A 17775-nucleotide genomic window follows, 5' to 3' on the forward strand; every position below is an offset into this window, starting at 1 on the left:
TATAGTTATATTTTCCTGTAGGGAAAAAACATCAAAAGTCTCGGTTTTTTTAAGGTTGAGGGTTGTAGTTGCAGTTGCATCTTTAGCTGCAGCAATGTGATTGGTTTTATGAACTCCATCTAAAATAGCCACCCCTTTTTACCATTGCTGGTTGTTATGGTTGCTCCCTTTGCCAAGTTAGTGGCAAATATTTTGTGGCGCTTAGCTGTCCATTGTTGTAAAACCATAATGTCGTTCTTATTGATCTGTCCTATATTATCTGGCGGAATATTCAATAAAAGTACGCTGTTTCGGCCTACAGATGAGAAATAAATATCCATCAGTTTATCCACACTTTTTATTTTATCATCTTGCTCGGCATGCCAAAACCAGCCATCTCGGATAGACACACAGCTTCTGCAGGATACCAAACCAATCCTTTTGATTTTAGGACTTCTTTCCGGCTCCCTAAATCTTCGGCAGTTTTATCGCCCACTGGCGAAAAAGCAACATCTTTTTGAGAATTATCGGCAATTTTTTGAAGCATATTATCATCAGCAGGAATTACGCTCCACTCGCTTTCTCGTCCATAACCATTTTCGGTACCCACCCAACGTACATCAGGCCCCATGATTGCAATAGTTGCCGCAGGTTGCAATTTACGGATAAGTGCATACCACCCATCAAAATTATATTCTTGCTTTTTATCGTTTGCACCCATACCATAAGCACCATCAAACCAAACCTCATCTATTTTTCCATATTGCGTAAGTAGCTCGGTTAATTGGTTCATAAAATGTTTATCGTAAGGTTCGCCTAAACCATAATTTTTATTGTTTCTATCCCATGGGGATAAATAAACACCGAAACCCAAGCCATATTCTTTACAAGCATAGGCAACTTCTTTTACCACATCGCCCTTACCATCTTTCCATAGACTGTTTTTTACGCTATGCTCAGTGTATTTACTTGGCCAAAGGCAAAATCCATCGTGGTGTTTAGTAGTTAAAATTAACTTTTTAAAACCGGCTTGTTTCATCGTTCGAACCCATTGGCGGGTATCTAAATTTGTTAGATTAAAAACCTTTTTATCTTCAGTGCCATCGCCCCACTCTTTATTGGTAAAAGTGTTTACACCGAAGTGAAAAAATGCGGTAAGCTCTAATTGTTGCCAACGCAATTGCCTTGCCGAAGGGGTAACGGTTGCCGCTTTGCGGATAATGTCTCTATAGCTATCGCTGGATATAATGGCGATTCGGTGTAGATGATTGCTCGTTTTTCCCAAATTTTCGAAAACGATTTTGCAAAAGTTCTTTAGCAACCTCCCGATTTTTCACTATGTGCAAAATGTTGGCAAAAAGCTCCGTACTATATTGCTGATAAAGCAAATCGAAAGCAGCAACACTTCCTTTGGTAAGCTGTAAAACAAGCAGCGCATTATCAACCCTATTATTAACTATCTGTTCGCTCATAACTAAGCATTTGGGTAATAGTGTAAACTTCAATTATAAGGGATGATTACAATTGAAGTTTAAAGTTAAAATTTTTGACCGTATCCGATTAAAAATAAAACATGATTTTCTAACTGCTCAGTTAATCTAGCGAAGCTGTAGCCTTGGTGGGTTTTCCAATAACCTTATAATTTCCATCGCCTTTTAAAATGGCCAGCATTTGAGGTTGATTAGTGAATAGGTTTTTCGCTGCAGCTAACTCTTTATCGTATTGGAAACTCTGTTCTATTCTACCTTTTTCGTAAAAATAACGACTAACAATCTGCGTTTCTAAAACTCTTTTAATCTCTGCTTTGTGCGTAGCCAAATCTGTTTTTTTAGATGAGGTTAACTTGTTCCTCAGGTTTTCCAAATCGCTCTTAACCTCTCCTGATTTATTTTCCTTTTCGGCCTCTACACGAAGATCGGCAAGCAATCTTTCCGTGCGACTTAAATAACTTAAATCCTTATCGGCAAGTGCACCCGAAAATGTATTGTAATCTGCATCGCTTAATTGAAATGTTTTTGCCGAGGTTAAACTTGGTTTTTCTTTTTTGTATTGATTAGCATAGCTGAAGAACAAGTTTTTAGTCAGCATGGAAATTGTAATCGGACTAAGTTTTTCGCCACTAACCACCACATCTGGATACACGCCATTTCCGCTGTAAACGTTTCTTCCAGCTTTGGTTTGGTACATTACCATTGTAGAATCGGCGAAACGTTCTGCCGATCCATCCGCATTTTTATGGGCGTAATCCAACTTTTGAATACATCTTCCCGATGGGGTGTAATATTTCGCAACCGTAACCTTAACCAAACTGTTATACGGCAGGTTAAAGGTTTGTTGAACCAGACCCTTGCCATAACTGCGTTGGCCGATTACAATACCTCGATCTAAATCTTGAAGTGAGCCAGCAACAATTTCTGATGCCGATGCAGAATTTCCATTTACCAAAACTACGAGCGGAAGGGTTGGCGCAATAGGAGCTGCAAATGTTTTATAGGTAATTGTTTTCTCTACGTTCTTACCTTTTTGGGTAACTACCAATTGATCTTTACCAATGAAAAGATTAACGATTTTAACCGCTTCCTGTAAAATACCACCACCGTTATTTCTTAAATCCAACACAACGCCTTTTGGGTTTTCCTTTTGTATGGCAACTAAAGCATCCTTAACTTCCTGACCAGAGTTCTCAAGGAATTTATCTAATTTAATGTAGCCAATTCCATCTCCAACCATTCCAGAATAGGAAACATTTGGTTGCTTTATTTCTTCCCTGATTAATTTTTTGGTGATTTCCTTTCCCTCTCTTATTACCAGTAAATCAACCGCGGTTCCTTTTGGTCCACGTAAAAGCTGACTAACCTCTACCCTATCTTTACCCTTTAAGGCGATGCCGTTAATACTAACCAGCTGATCGCCAGGCTTTACATCACTTTTATTTGCAGGATAGCCCTCGCTTACATCGTTTACAAATAATTTTCCATCGATAAATACGGTACTAGCTCCAATTCCGCCATATTGTGTACTCACGTATTTCAGTTTATAATCCTCAATTTCAGATTCTGGAACGTATTCGGTGTACGGATCAAGGCTATCCAGCATGGCATCAATACCCGTCTTCATCAACTGTGGTGCATTGGTATCATCAACATAATTAATATTGATTTCCTTGTACAGGGAAGCGAAAATATCAAGGTTTTTAGAAACCAAAAATAAATCTTCCTTAAATGAAAAGGATATAACAGCAACGCCAAATACAATTGCAATAAGGCTATATTTAAGTTTATTCATTCCCTGTATTTTTTAATCCCGAAAGGAGCAAGCTAAAGAAAATACTTGTCTGTTGGGTGGTTTTTCTCTATTAGTACAAAAGTAAATGTGCAAAAAGGGTTAAATATTAGGAATAGCCTATTAGGGCTGGGCGTAAATTAAGCGTTACGCTAAATAGGAATAGGGGCTCTGGGAAGTTAATTAAAGTCTATTCCCTTTTGTATCGGCTAATGCTTTTTGGATGGTAAACTCGATATAGGTACGATCGCGTTTAACCAAACGCATTAAATCTTCAATCAACTGATCTTCCTTACCTGGAGCAAAATCTAAAGGTTCGTTGGCAAGGTCGCGGTATTTACGTAAGAACTTAGTCTTTACCTTAAATGCATTTTCTGATGTAAGTTGAAAATTAGCCATAGCAGATTTTATTTGATGCAAAAGTAAAAAATATTTGCTCAGCTTTCACCTTTTTATCTCTTCTGATGAAAAAAGCTTTGTTCAGAAAAATCCATTTTGCACGATAATTGTGTTAAAACGGCGTTATGAAATCTAATCAGGTATCAAGGCCTAGTATTTTAAACTAAAAATTATGAAAAAAATCATCCTATCTATTGTTTTCCTAGCGACATGCTGGGCAACATCCCAAGCACAAACCTTTAATTTAGGTATTAAGGCCGGTGTAAATTTAGCTAAGATTAATGCAGATTTTGCAAGTGAGGAAAATCGATTAGGCTACCAAATTGGCGCTTGGGCACGTATTGGCGGTGCCAGTTTTTATGTACAGCCAGAGGCCTATATTGGCAGCAAAGGCAATAAATTTATCAGCGTTACCCAAAACAATGGCAATGAGGTTGCTGCAGAAGGCAAGGTAAAATTTACCACATTAGATGTTCCAGTGTTATTTGGAACCAAGTTCGGCGCCAAAAACTTAAACTTCCGTGTAATGGCTGGACCAGTTATTTCTTTTGTTTTGGATGAAAATTCTAGTTTCAGTTCTGCTTACCAACAGGCAACAGATTTCGATAATTATAAAGACCAAGCTTTTGGAGTACAAGCCGGTGCTGGTGTAGATGTTGGTGCGATTTCGGTTGACTTACGTTACGAAGCTGGATTATCAAATATCAGCAAAAGCGAAAAGTATAGCCAAAAGCCAAACTTATTTCAGCTGAGTTTAGGGTTTAAGATATTGTAAGAAATTAGTGGAAATAAAAAAACCAAGTCAGCGAACTGACTTGGTTTTAAAACCGAGACAGGTTTTAGTTTAAGAGGCTGTTATGAAGATGTTATTCTACTTAGCGTTTTATGGAAGTAATCTTTTATCTAATTAAAAAGAAAGAAACGTAAGGTCTTCTTGGTGCTGTTGTAATGCCGCTATAGCCACTTGCAAAAATAGTATACACCCGCTGATTTAAAAATGTGCTGGCGCTTGTATAGTTAGCCAAAACCGTAGCTGTGGTAATTGCAGCTCCTGCAGGTCTAACTTTCCAGGTTTTAGATTGGGCCGCTCGGAGTTTAATCTCGTTGGTAGTGTTCAAATAATTAACATTCCCAGCAAGAAGTGAGTCTTTTGTATTATCTGTAGCGCTCGTTCCATAGTATAAATCTACAGCCGGAACGTTCGGCATTAAATTGATGAATCTGTATTTGCAATAAGCAGTATCTGGTCTGACAAAACTTTCCTCGGTTAGAACGCTCTTAGTAGTCGCTGCAGTATCGGTAATATGTGCAACGTAATTTTTTCCAGCAGCAATTTGGAATGTTGTAGAATAAAGAACTAAGGAATCTGTACCATCATCTTTCTTTTTAGGAAGAACGATAGAAAGTTTTAAACTTCCTGGCATCACCGCCAAAAAATCTGCTGTAGAACTTCCCCCTGTATTGTACCCTCCACCTGGAAACGGTGTGCGTGCTGTAATTACGCTACTAACTCTTTTATCGTTTATCTTAATAGCAATAGCACGATTATTATAGTAGTAAGAGGCATAATTAACCTTTAGGAGCGCTTCATCACCAGTTAATTTTACTGTATCACCATAATCTAAAACGTTCTTTGTACAGCCAGCCAATGCTAAAACAGCAAATAGGCAGCCAAATAATTTTGAAAATATCTTCATCATAATTAAATTTATAGTTAAAAATTATGGTTGGCTAAACCAAGTTTCTTTCGTCATGTAATCTACATCGAGCCCACCCCACTTTTTCAACTCTTCAGTATTCCAAACGTATTCTGAATTGTATCTAGGTCTGAAACGATATGCGTATTTCCCCCCCAATAATAGGTCTGCTGTTGGAATTTGATAAAATTGTCTAAAAACTGTTGCGCTATAATGGTATTTTCTAATGTCGGACCATTGCTCTAAGCCAGCCCAACCCCACTGGGCAATATATTTCTGCCCCATAATATCTGCCAGGGTTAATGTTGCAGCACTTTGAGCAACTTCTGATGAAGCTAGATAGGCATTGATCTCTAAATCCGTTATTATTGGATCTGGTGTTTTAGAAGCCCTTCCGTATGTATTACAAAAAACCATGTGCCCCAAAATACCTGCTCTGTAAGCCGTATACGCATCAGTAGTTTTTCCTTGTAAGAACAAAGCCTCGGCTTTTGTAAACTGCAGCTGGGAATAGGTCATTATCGGATACCTTGCAGCATCAGCATATATATATTTACCATTGTAATTTGTTGCCCCAGCGGGAATAGAGCCAAATACAATTGGCAAACCAGATGTGCTACTGCCTTGTGTGGGAACACCTGCTATATATCTACCTAAAGTTGCGGTTGCTGTGCTTGCGGGTAACATTCTACTTATACGTGGATCGATAGAACTTGTTGGGTTTGTGGTTGGAATCCCCCTAACACCACCAGCAAGATAATTTAAAATTGTGGTAGAGATTCGCCCATAGTATGTTGCGGATGTACCCGATGTATTAATGTAACCAAGTGTAGGCCCGAAAGGATTTGTATCATCTGTACTTGCAGCAGAAAAATATACCGTAGCAGATTCAGATTCATCTGCAAAAGATAAGTTGGTATATTTTAATACGCTATCAGCATATTGGGTTTTGAACTCTGGTTTGTTTACCAAATGACTATATTGTAAAGCATAGATTGCATAAACAAATTTTCTCCATTTAGGCATATTCCCTTTATAAATACCATCTCCAGTAATACTTGCTAGCTGGGTAGAATAATCCAGCGGGCTCTTCATATTAGAATACTTGATAGATTGCTCACAATAAAACCTAACTTTTGCATAAACATCAGGTTGATCATGATAGGGAAACTTCAACATACCTGGCGTAAAAGCTTCGTCAAGTATTATTGGCCCGTACAAATCTGTTGTTTGTTGGTAAGCCCATGCTTTTATCGCATAGCCAATAGCAGCATATTCATACTTTTGGTTGGCAACTGCATCATTAATCAAGTTTTCTAAATTTAAACCAAGATCAACATAGGTCATCCTCCAAATCACACCGCCATTATCACTTGAACGTACAAAAGTATGTTTTTCGCTAGAAATTGAACCATCATCAGTAGATGCACCAATAAGGTTTTGGGTAATTTTCCATATAAAACGATAGTCTTGCGAAGTACCATTTGTCATTTGAAAAAGAATTGGTGGAAGAAGCAATTCTGCTTTACTGGTTTGAGGCACAGCTGGATTTGTATTAATATCCAGGTATTTCTTACAGCCTCCCATAATTAGTAATATTGCCGTAGCAATAAATAATTTATATAAGTTCTTCATCTTGATAACTATAATTTAACTCTAAACCCTACGTTGAAACCAATAGGTTTACCAACATTACCATAATCAATTCCATAACCACCAATACCACCAACACCTGGAGAATTTGCATTACTTTCTGGATCTCCGCCAGAATAGTTGGTTATTAAAATGGAGTCTGTTACTGTTAAAAATGCACCAAAGCTTTGAATAAATTTTATACGTTTTACTAAGGACGGTGGAAAGTCATATCCTAAAGTAACATCTCTAAGTCTTAAAGTTTTAATATTTCGCTCTACAAACATTTCAGGAGAAACATTTAACGAATAATAATTAGAGGCATAATAAGGAGTTACTGCGATGTTATTTGGCGTTGGGTTGGCTGTGTTTTGCAAACCATCTGCAAGTACACCGGTAATTACCCTTGGCACTTCTCTATCTAGGGTTTTCAAACTGATTCCCTTTATGTAAGAAGCATATTCGGTACCGTTTACCACATCTCCTCCGTACCTAAAATCCCAAAGTAAAGAAAGATTGAGGCTTTTATAGCTAAACCTATTTACAAAACCCAAGGTAAATTTTGGATTTCTATCCCCAATTGGATAAAACTGTGTATCAGAGCTTGTTGGTAAACCTGATGAGGTATTAATTAAAATATCTCCATTTATATTTCTATCAAACCTAGTACCACTAATTGCGCCTGTGCTGTAGCCTGGGTGCACCGCACTTCTAATATCGCCAACTACCCAGGTATCAGATTCGTAAAGTTCAGGAAGTTCGTTTGCCAATGATAAAACCACACCACGATTAAGGGTGAAATTAAAGGTTGTGTTCCAATTGAATTCCTTCCCTTTAATCGGACTACCAGTTAACTGTATCTCTACACCGCGATTCCTTACTGTACCACCATTCATCATTTCGAGAACGAACCCTGTTCCATAGCTTAAGCGAGGGTTAATAATCTGATCTTTACTTAATAGATTATAAAAGTTAAAATCCAATCCGATTCTGTTTTTTAAGAACTGCATTTCAGTTCCAATTTCAAAATTTTGCGAAACTTCAGGTTTTAAGTTTGGATTACCTCCATAATAAGAAAAGGCATAACCACCACCAGTAAATCTTTTTGCCTCATAATTCGTCCCTGTCGAGTATTCTCTCCATGGTTCTTTACCTGTTAAAGCAAAAGAGGCTCTTAATTTTCCACTATCTAACCAAGGCAAAGCTGTTTTAATTACTTCTAGATCGGTAAAGTTAAAAGCTAAACTAGCCGATGGGTAGGCAAAATATGGATTATTAGGCATTAATCTGGATGCACCATCAACCCTGCCGGATAACGTTAAATAAAGCAAGCTTTTGTAACCCAGAATGGCTTGCGCAAAAGCGCCAACTGTACGGTAACGATTTACATAAGTAAGGGTACGCTGAGTTGTTGGCAAGGTATTATTAATACTATAAAAATTAGGATCATACATGTTTGTACCTCGTTGCGAATCCGTAACTGCATTGAAATCGTAAAACGATGCACCAATAACATAAGTATTATTAAAATCACCAAATTTATGTTTTGCAGATGCTGTTAAGGATCCACTAAACACTTTAGCAAGCTTATCGTAAGTCATAACAGTTCCACCATTCGGTGCCGCTGCCGAGCCAGATCCTCGGTAAGACTGTGCATGATAAACAGATAGGCCTTTGGTATTGGCAATATCTGCACCAACAATACCATTAATTTTTAACCACTTGGTTGGGGTTAATTCTAAGTTGGTATTCGCAATTACGCGGTTATCTTTATCATTGTTAACATTTTTGACAACATCCCAAAGTGGGTTATCAAACTCCGAATAAATATTTGCCAAATGCAAAATCCTATTTCCTCTAGAATCTTCGTAATCCTGAACATCATACGCAGAGCTGAAACGCATTAATTGAAGTAAAGATCCGTTAGCACCTTTATTTGCTTTATCATTCTTCGAATTGATGTAGTTAAATGTGGTGGTTAATTTTAAGATCGGAGAAATCGTACCAACTGCGGTAACTCTTGATGAAATTCTGGTATAACGCGTGGTTGGAATTGTTCCTTTTGAATCGGTGTATTCATTAGACCAACGGTAAGAAAACTTATCAGTTCCACCCTCGAAAGACAAATTATGCTTTTGGGTAAAACCTGTTTCGAAAAAGTTATGAATATTGTCGTATAAAGGGGTAACAGGCAAAAATGCTGGACCAAAGAAATTAGAAGAGCCTCCACTGTAAACACCATTAGAGATCCCTGTATTATACTTGGTTTGGATCTCAGGAAATTTATTAAGTTCTTCTACACGAAATGAATTATTGTAATTAATACTTCCTCTGCCACTTTTTCCTTTTTTTGTAGTGATTAAAATTGCTCCGCTTGCCCCTGCACTGCCATACAATGCAGTTGCTTCCGGGCCTTTCATAATCACATAACTTTCAATATCGTTAGGATTAATGTCCATCCCTCTATTTGAGTAATCTTGATCTCTATTTGCAGCACCAGAAACCAGCTCTCTTGTTTGATTAAGGGTACTGTTATTGATTGGCACTCCATCAACCACAATTAAAGCATTATTATCACCGCTAATGGATACAAAACCCCTTAAAACGATTTGCGCAGAAGAGCCAGGGTTTCCATTTGTACTGTTTATTGATAAACCAGGCACCCTGCCTTGTAAACCACCAAAAAAATCATTTCTCTGAGTTTGGGCAACTTCATCTCCAGAAACTTTTGGTGTAGAATAACCTAGTGATTTTACATCCCTATCGATCCCATAAGCGGTTACAACAACCTCATCTAAATCCCCAGCGTTTGTAGATAAGGCAACATTAATAGTTGTGTTTGCTCCTACTGGCCTTTCTACTGTTTTATAACCGATATAAGAGAAAGTTAAAATATCAGTTTTTAAAGCCTTGATGGAAAAATTTCCATCTCCATTAGTTTGTGCCACAACTGTGGTTCCTTTTACACGGACGGAAACACCGGGTATAGGCCCATCGGGAGAAGAAACCTTACCGGTAATGGTTATTTGCTGCGCTATGGCGTGAGCCAGCAACAAAAACGTACCAAAAATAGTTAGTAGTAGTTTTTTTTTCATAAACTGCCTGTTTAGGATGGAATAAATTAGTTGAGTAGTTTGTTTGTTAGTTGTTGTCAAAACACGCACAATAACGCATTTTATATATTATTTGGCTAATATCATAAATGTTTTCTATAATAAAAACAATTTAATAAACTATTTCACAACCTACAACAAATTTAAATTGCACAAAACCGCACAAACACGCAAAAATTTGAAAACTATTTATACTTTCGTAATAAACCAAACAGAATATGGTTAAACAAGCACATTATGATTCTATTGTGCAACAAATCAATCTTCACAATCAGTGCTTATGGTGTATTTGGTTAATTATTAGCAATTATTCTTTAACTCAAAAAAAATGAAAACCTACTTTCTCTTTTTGTTTGCTCTTGTAATATCGTTAGGGCTAAAAGCACAAAACTTTAAATATGCATTTGTAACCGATACCCATGTGGGATCACCAACGGGAGAAGAAGATCTTCGAAGAACCGTTGCAGATATTAATGAATTGAAAGATATTGACTTCATTATTATTACGGGCGACATTACAGAGATGGGAACCAATAGTGAGTTGGGGCTAGCCAAGGAAATTCTATCGGGATTAAAAAAACCTTACCACATTATGCCAGGAAATCATGATACAGGCTGGTCCGAATCTGGTGGCGTAAGGTTTATTAAAGAATTTGGATACGACAAATTTACTTTCGACCATAACGGATATCGTTTTATAGCTTGTGCGTCAGGGCCGTATGTTAGAATGAGCGATGGCCACATGCCCAGAGACGCTACCGTTTGGCTTGATAGTGTGCTAAAGGCCACACCGAAAAATATGCCAATTGTATTTGCGAATCACTACCCACTAGATAAAAGTTTAGATAATTGGTATGAAGGAACAGATAGATTAAAAAAATACAATATCCAATATGCTATTTGCGGTCATGGCCATAACAATCGTCCGTATAAGTTCGAAGGAATTGAAGCTACCATGGGCCGTTCAAATTTGAGAGCAAAGGATAGTATAGGTGGATACAATATTGTGAGCATGAATGGAGATAGTGTTTTTTTTCAGACTAAGAAACCTACACAAACCATTCTACCGGTATGGAGATCTATTGCATTGAAAACTTTTAAAGACGACAATACTAAATATGCAAGACCTGATTTTACTATAAATGAAAAATATGCAAATACAAAAGAATTATGGATATACCATTCAAATGCGAATGTGGTAAATACACCAGCCTATTCAGCCAACAATGTTATTTTTGGCAATAGCTTAGGATTAGTAGAGGCATTGAACAAAAAAACTGGAAAAAAGGTTTGGACATTCATTACGAAAGGTGCCATTTATTCATCGCCTATTGTAGTAAACAATTTGGTTATTTTAGGATCTGGTGATGGCACTATCTACGCGTTAAATGAAAAAACTGGAAAAGAGGTTTGGAGAAAGGAAACACCCAATTCTGTTTTAGGCTCACCAGTTGTTAGTGGCAATAATGTTTATATTGGCGGAAGTGATAACAGCTTTCGGGCACTTAATATAAAGACCGGCAAAGAAGTATGGGTATTTAACGAGATTGAGGGTACAATTGTTGATAAGCCTCTTATTTACCAAGGCAAAATTATTTTCGGATCTTGGGGAAGGCACTTATATGCACTTGACATAAATACGGGAAGTTTGCTTTGGAAGTGGAATAATGGACAAGCAAATAGGATGTTTTCTCCTGCAATGGTAACGCCAGTGGCTTACAATGGTATTGTTTACATAGCCGCTCCAGACAGATATTTAACTGCAATTGATGCCAACAATGGCAATACACTTTGGAGAAACAAAGAGGCTACAGTTAGAGAATCGATTGGATTATCTTCTGACAGCTCTATGATATACGGCAAAACAATGCAGGATGAAATTGTTGCCTATAAAACACAATCTCAAGATCCCGGAATACTCTGGCGATATAATGCTGGTTTTGGTTATGAACATGTACCATCTATGCTAATTGAAAAAGATGGTAATGTATTCTTTGGGACAAAAAATGGTGTCGTTTACGCAATTGACCCCAAGAAACAATCGACAACCTGGGCACATAAAATAGATAATTCAATGATCAATACAGTTAATGTTATTGACGGGAAAAACCTGATAGTGAGTACGATGGACGGCAAAGTTGTATGGTTGAATACTAGAAATTAAGTAAAATTAATCATAAAAAAAGAGTCCTCGGCAAGGACTCTTTTTTATGATTAACTACATCAACTACAATATATTACCAACCTACAGTTTGTGTTAATTTATAGCCTTTTTCTTGGTATTGAATAATCTGAGCTTGGCCAACAGGCGATAAATAAGCCCTATCGGTAAAGGCATTTCTATTGGTTGCATTTGTAACCATCCAAAAACCTACCATTGCCGCAGCATTTGTTCCGTTATAGGTTACAATTGTGCCATCAGCTTTTTTAACCTTAACGTTACCAGCTGTAGCATTTGCCGCTGTTAAATAACTAGGAGCCTCTGCTTGTACGTTAACCCATGGGCCTAAGAAATAATCTGGATTGGTACTGAAATTCATATTATTCAGTTTTTTCCAACGTTTCAAATCCAATAGCCTGGTATGTTCGAAAACAAATTCCATACGTCTTTCTCTTCTAATTTCCCAAATCAAATCAGGAACATCAGTATCGCGAGCTGGATCTACAGGAAGAAGACCAATTGTTAAAGGAGCTGTTTTAACAACACCCTTAGCGATAGCAGCAGCTTCCAGCGGACGGTTTCTAATTGCATTTACCGATTTGTTTAAATCGGATTGTGTTACTGCGACACCACCATAGTATTGTGCTAAAACCGCTTTAGCCTCGACCCAGTTTAACACCACTTCCGCCAAACGCATTACTGGCGCATCACTTGTATTTGTATTACTTCCCCAAGCTGCAGGATAGGTTTTTCCTATATAGGTTAATGCATCTCTTGATGCAAATTTGTAGCCATATAATAAGGTAGCGGATGGAACCAATGCCTTATCGTAAAAGGATGCCTCAAAACGAGAATCTCTTGTTTTTACCAAATCAGCAATTGTAAAAGAGCTTGCGCCTGTTACAGCAGAGTTTTGCCAAACTTTACCATCATTTAAAAGGAAAGATTTAATCAAAACTAAATTTCCATCAACACCCACTATCTCAGTACCATTTTGGTATGAGCCAATACTATGCGTTACGGCCAAAGCGGCATCATAAGTTCTATAAAGTAAAACTTCTGGATGACCAGCCAAGTTATCGCTTGTAAATAAAGATTTAAAATCACGTGTAAAATTGTACTTATTGCTATTAATTACGTAATCGCCAGCCTCTACAGCAAATTCAAGATATTTCTTAGCCCTTACCGGATCTAGATTCTGATAATGCTCAAAAGTACCTTCGAACAACATGAATCTAGAAATAAATGCTGCTGCAATATATTTATTTAGATATTGTGCACCGTCACTCTCACGCATGTTAGCCATTACAAACTTAAAATCATCATATACTTTATCCATAACAACACCTCTAGCGTCTCTATCTTTATATAAAGTGGGTAAATCTGTATCCGAAACCTCTTTATCAAAATAAGGAACATCACCAAAAACACTTACTAAGCGGCTGTATTCAAATCCCCTAAAAAACCTAGCAACAGCCGACCAGTGATTATAAGCCTCTGCTGAAATTTTAGGTTTTGCAACATTATCCAAACGGTTAATCATTACGTTAGATTTCCGAACCCATGCGAAATTCCACGTTGGCCCAGCATAAGTACCCAACCAATCTGCAGCTTCTGCTGTTGATCCCCTTGATGTAGGAACACTACTTTCAAAATTAGTTTGCACATTTTTTCCTGTTAAATCATCAGAAAAAGTGTAGCCTCTTACTGGGGTATAATCTACGCCAAAGCCAGAGTTATATCCATTAAAATAATTTGGATAATATGCGTTTGCGTACATGCGAATATCGTCTTCTCCACGCCAAAATTGCCCATCTACATAATCTGTTAATGGTGGACGATCCAAAACATCCTTATTACAAGAAACAAGAAGTAAGGTGGCCATTATCGGCAACCCATAAATATATTTGAAATATTTCATCTTCATAATTTTTAAAAATTCAACTGAATACCGAAAGAAAGACTTTTAAAGGCTGGAATTCCTGTTCCAGTACGGCCACCATTGTAGTTCGATTGATCCCAGAGTGAATAACCACTCACACTTTCAGGATCGATTGGTAAATCACCTAAATGATCCCAAGTAATGAAATTCTCTAATGCCGAATAAACCCTTAATGAGCTTATGCCAACTTTTTTAGTTAATAATTGAGGAAAAGTATAGCCAACTGTTAAGTTTTTAAGTCTCAAATAAGCCATATTTAGTAAATACCTATCTTGAATTTGCATGTTATTGGTTGTACCGCTAGCGGCATTGTTATATGCTGCAGGATAAAATGCATCTGGCGTTTGGGGTGTCCAGTAGTTTCCTGCAATTGCTTCTGGCATTGCCCCGTCTGCAGAGTTAAATCCTGGAATAGCTAAAAATCCAGCTCCCCATATTTTGCGACTTGCAACGCCTTGAAAAAAAACACTGATATCAACACCTTTAAAATCTGCTCCTAATCTAAATCCATATTCGTAACTCGGGTTCATATTTCCTATTACCTCTAAATCTCCGTGATTTGCCAATGTTCCATCGCCGTTACTAATTTCGCCATCGCCATTTACATCCATAAACTTAACATCGCCAGGACCGAAGCGGAAGTTGGCTGAGTTTTGTAAAAATGGTTGGTATACTGGTTTTTCACCGTTAGATCCGGCTTTTAATTTGTATGCCTGCTTACCTGCATTTAACCTACTCTCTGCAGAAGTTAAGGTTATTAAGATTGGTTTTCCTGCGCCATCTAATTCAAAATCACTAGTTTGATACAATCTATCTGTACGGTATCCCCAAATCTCTCCTATATCTTTTCCATTGTAGTTACCAGTAACCTGTGTACCCGAGCCATAAGCTGTCAATCTTGTTTTAGCATCAGAGATATTTCCTTTGAAGTTAATACCTAAACCATTTTTAAACCTGTGATTAAAATCAACTGTTAGCTCCCATCCTCTAGTCTTTAATGAGCCGTAATTTCCTTGAGGGGCTCCTGCTCCAAACGTTAATGGAATACCTTCGGCAGGAACTATCATATTGTTTGTGCTCCTTTGGAAAACATCAAAAGAAACATTCAACTTATTCCTTAAAAGTGTTGCATCAACACCAATATTTGTAGTTACAATATCTTGCCACTGAATATCTGCAGCAACCGCAGTTGGTGTACCTACAAAGTTTACTTTTGCCCCATTTGCACCAATCCAGGTGGATTGCCCACTTGGCATTGTAGCAATATATAAGCCATTGGGCACTGTTTGATCTCCAATAGAACCCCATGAACCTCTAAATTTTAACATATTCAATACAGGCTTTGTCCACTCCATAAAGCGCTCTTCACTCGCTACCCAACCCGCTGAAAATGATGGAAACCACCTCCACTGTAAATCTGTTGGAAATTTAGAAGAACCATCATAACGTAGGTTTCCTTCAACAAGGTATTTATTTTTGAACGCATAGTTTACACGGCCAAAATAACCCAATTGGGCCTCCCATCTTTTGTCTGACCCTGGAATGCTAACGCCACCCGGAATGGTCCCCATAATAGTTGATGAGGGAAGAACAGTTTGTATACCTGTACCAAACTTAAACTGTGGATTGATAATATCTGCTAAATTGGTAATCATACCAAACTGAGATTCGGTAGTTGATGCAACACGATTTAATCCTAAAATAAATTTAAAGTCATGATCCTGCTTAATATTCCAACTATAAGTTGTAAAAGCATTGATTGTATGCATAAAGAAATTGGTAGCCGTTCTAACATAGTGATCTGGACTCGAGCCTGGTGTTGTATACATATCCAAAGACAAATCATAAGCAGCAATAGCGCCCGGGGTTGTACTGGAAACGACTTGCCCTTGATCGTTTACAAATACTGGGGCTCCACTTCCATCTAACCGAGCTTTAGGTGCAACCCAAGAGTTTCTAGCAGTAAATCGCGTTCCAGGCCTTTTCCAATCTTCATTTTGATTGGTGAAAGTATAATCAAAATCAACTTTCCAGTTTTTCATGATGTTTACGGTAGAACCTAAATTCACATTAGCATAATTCAACAATATGTTTGCTGTATTGGCAGCAGCAACCTCACTCTCAGGACTACGAATCGGATCGCCATTTTCATCATTTCCCAATGGATATAATGAGCTCCAGCGGTATAGATATAACCATGGATCGGCAGTTGTTGAATTAGTTGCATAAGCATATTGTTTATTCCGTCTAGAGTATAAGGCTCCTCCACGAATTGTCAAATACTTATTTATCTCGCTCGAAATTTTTATTGACGCATTGTAGCGGGTAAATCTATCAATTTTGGCTGGCTTTAACATACCACTTTGATCTAACAATGCTAAACCCAAATTGTACGAAGTTTTTCCTGTAGTACCTCCTATTGATAAGTTATGCTGCTGAGTTGGCGCCCATTCCTTAATCATGTAGTCATAAGGATCATAAGTTCTAACGCCCATTTTTTGGTTTGCCCCTTGCACATACCAATCTCTACCGAATACCGTTGGATCATCAGGCCCAATTGTACTTCCGTATTTTTCCTTCCAAGCTACAGCTTTTTCATAACTAGCCCTATCAACATAGTAAAACGCACCTGTTGGTGTTGTAATGCCTACACGTTCGGATGCATCTACTGTATATTTTAGGCCATTTACATCAGCCATTTTTAACTCTTTCCATACATTTTGGAAAGAAAAGTTATTTGAATAATTAATAGAAGGCTTATCAGATCCAGATCCTTGTTTAGTTGTAATCAAAATTACTCCAAAAGCGGCTTTTGCACCATAAATAGACGAGGCTGCTGCATCTTTCAAAATTGTTATTGACGCGATATCGTTTGGATTTACCAATTGAATACTAGGAATTTCTACATTATCGACTAAAATTAACGGAGAACTTCCCCCTGCAAATGAGGCCAACTGCCCTCTTATCTTAATTACGGGATCTGAGCCAATTTCTCCGCTTGGAACGGTAACGCTCAAGCCAGAAGCGGCGCCTTGGAGTGCTCTACCAACATCAGCAATAGGCCTACCTTCTAACGTTTTCTTAACATCGATTGTAGACACAGCTCCTGTTAAGTTACCTTTACGTTGAGTTCCATAACCTACAACAACAACGTCATCTAAGCCCTGTGAATCCGTTTTTAAGCTAACATTTACAGTAGCGTTTGTCACTACAGTTCTCTCGGCTGTTACATAACCGATATAAGAAAAAACTAATACATCACCGTTCGATGCTTTGATAGAATAAGTTCCATCTCCATTTGTCTGCGCAACAGTTGAGCCTCCCTTTACTCGAATGGAAACTCCAGGTATGGGCCCATCTTCTGACGAAACCTTACCGGTAATGGTTATTTGTTGCGCTACGGCGTGAGCCAGCAACAAAAACGTACCAAGAATAGTTAATAGTAGTTTTTTTTTCATAAACTGCCTGTTTAGGATGAAATGAATTAGTTAAGATGATTAATTATTAGTCGTTTGCCAAAACACGCACAATAACGCATTTTATATATATTATTTAGCTAATATCATAATT

Annotated in this window: 12 protein-coding genes; 2 read left to right on the top strand and 10 right to left on the bottom strand. The window is 37.7% G+C overall.

Features of this window, described 5'->3' with window-relative positions:
• Positions 1-119 precede the first annotated feature (119 nt).
• The 5 genes from EZ449_RS22985 to EZ449_RS05025 all read right to left on the bottom strand — a co-directional run bounded on the left by EZ449_RS22985 (position 120) and on the right by EZ449_RS05025 (position 3660).
• Positions 120-389, bottom strand: coding sequence for an alpha-L-fucosidase (locus EZ449_RS22985; RefSeq protein ID WP_225872235.1), 270 nt, complete (start codon positions 387-389; stop codon positions 120-122).
• Positions 338-1264, bottom strand: a complete 927-nt coding sequence (locus EZ449_RS22990) for an alpha-L-fucosidase (RefSeq protein ID WP_225872236.1) — start codon at positions 1262-1264, stop codon at positions 338-340. Before EZ449_RS22990 ends, EZ449_RS22985 begins: the two co-directional genes overlap by 52 nt.
• Positions 1212-1451, bottom strand: coding sequence for a hypothetical protein (locus EZ449_RS22575; RefSeq protein ID WP_165499694.1), 240 nt, complete (start codon positions 1449-1451; stop codon positions 1212-1214). Before EZ449_RS22575 ends, EZ449_RS22990 begins: the two co-directional genes overlap by 53 nt.
• Before the next feature lie 121 nt (positions 1452-1572).
• Positions 1573-3264 (bottom strand): S41 family peptidase, encoded by a 1692-nt coding sequence (locus tag EZ449_RS05020; RefSeq protein ID WP_131556874.1) that lies wholly within the window; start codon positions 3262-3264, stop codon positions 1573-1575.
• A gap of 180 nt (positions 3265-3444) precedes the next feature.
• Positions 3445-3660 (bottom strand): hypothetical protein, encoded by a 216-nt coding sequence (locus EZ449_RS05025; protein WP_131556875.1) that lies wholly within the window; start codon positions 3658-3660, stop codon positions 3445-3447.
• Between the two features lie 172 nt (positions 3661-3832).
• On the opposite strand from EZ449_RS05025, the gene EZ449_RS05030 reads away from it, so the two are divergent.
• The gene (locus EZ449_RS05030) at positions 3833-4435 is read left to right on the top strand and encodes a porin family protein (RefSeq protein ID WP_131556876.1); all 603 of its coding nucleotides are present in this window, start codon (positions 3833-3835) and stop codon (positions 4433-4435) included.
• A 124-nt stretch (positions 4436-4559) separates the two neighbouring features.
• On the opposite strand, the gene EZ449_RS05035 is transcribed toward EZ449_RS05030, so the two are convergent.
• From EZ449_RS05035 to EZ449_RS05045, 3 genes are read right to left on the bottom strand one after another with little or no spacing between them, the layout of a single operon-like run.
• Positions 4560-5360: a DUF4397 domain-containing protein gene (locus EZ449_RS05035; RefSeq protein ID WP_225872237.1), complete on the bottom strand. Its 801-nt coding sequence runs from the start codon at positions 5358-5360 to the stop codon at positions 4560-4562.
• 21 nt (positions 5361-5381) lie between these two features.
• Positions 5382-6992 carry a SusD/RagB family nutrient-binding outer membrane lipoprotein gene (locus EZ449_RS05040; protein ID WP_131556877.1) on the bottom strand — a complete coding sequence of 537 codons (1611 nt, stop codon included), beginning with the start codon at positions 6990-6992 and terminating at the stop codon, positions 5382-5384.
• Positions 6993-7000: 8 nt separating this feature from the next.
• Entirely contained in the window at positions 7001-10084 is a 3084-nt protein-coding gene (locus tag EZ449_RS05045; RefSeq protein ID WP_131556878.1) for a SusC/RagA family TonB-linked outer membrane protein, read from the bottom strand.
• Positions 10085-10430: 346 nt separating this feature from the next.
• Here EZ449_RS05045 and EZ449_RS05050 point away from each other — a divergent pair, with 346 nt between their 5' ends.
• The gene (locus EZ449_RS05050; RefSeq protein WP_131556879.1) at positions 10431-12266 is read left to right on the top strand and encodes an outer membrane protein assembly factor BamB family protein; all 1836 of its coding nucleotides are present in this window, start codon (positions 10431-10433) and stop codon (positions 12264-12266) included.
• Between the two features lie 73 nt (positions 12267-12339).
• Here the strand turns inward: EZ449_RS05050 and EZ449_RS05055 are convergent, their stop codons facing one another.
• Together EZ449_RS05055 and EZ449_RS05060 are read right to left on the bottom strand one after the other, a co-directional pair.
• Positions 12340-14184 (bottom strand): RagB/SusD family nutrient uptake outer membrane protein, encoded by a 1845-nt coding sequence (locus tag EZ449_RS05055; RefSeq protein ID WP_131556880.1) that lies wholly within the window; start codon positions 14182-14184, stop codon positions 12340-12342.
• An 11-nt stretch (positions 14185-14195) separates the two neighbouring features.
• The gene (locus tag EZ449_RS05060; protein WP_131556881.1) at positions 14196-17663 is read right to left on the bottom strand and encodes a SusC/RagA family TonB-linked outer membrane protein; all 3468 of its coding nucleotides are present in this window, start codon (positions 17661-17663) and stop codon (positions 14196-14198) included.
• Positions 17664-17775: the final 112 nt, after the last annotated feature.

The sequence above is a fragment of the Pedobacter frigidisoli genome, from assembly GCF_004331675.1.
Lineage (GTDB): Bacteria > Bacteroidota > Bacteroidia > Sphingobacteriales > Sphingobacteriaceae > Pedobacter > Pedobacter frigidisoli.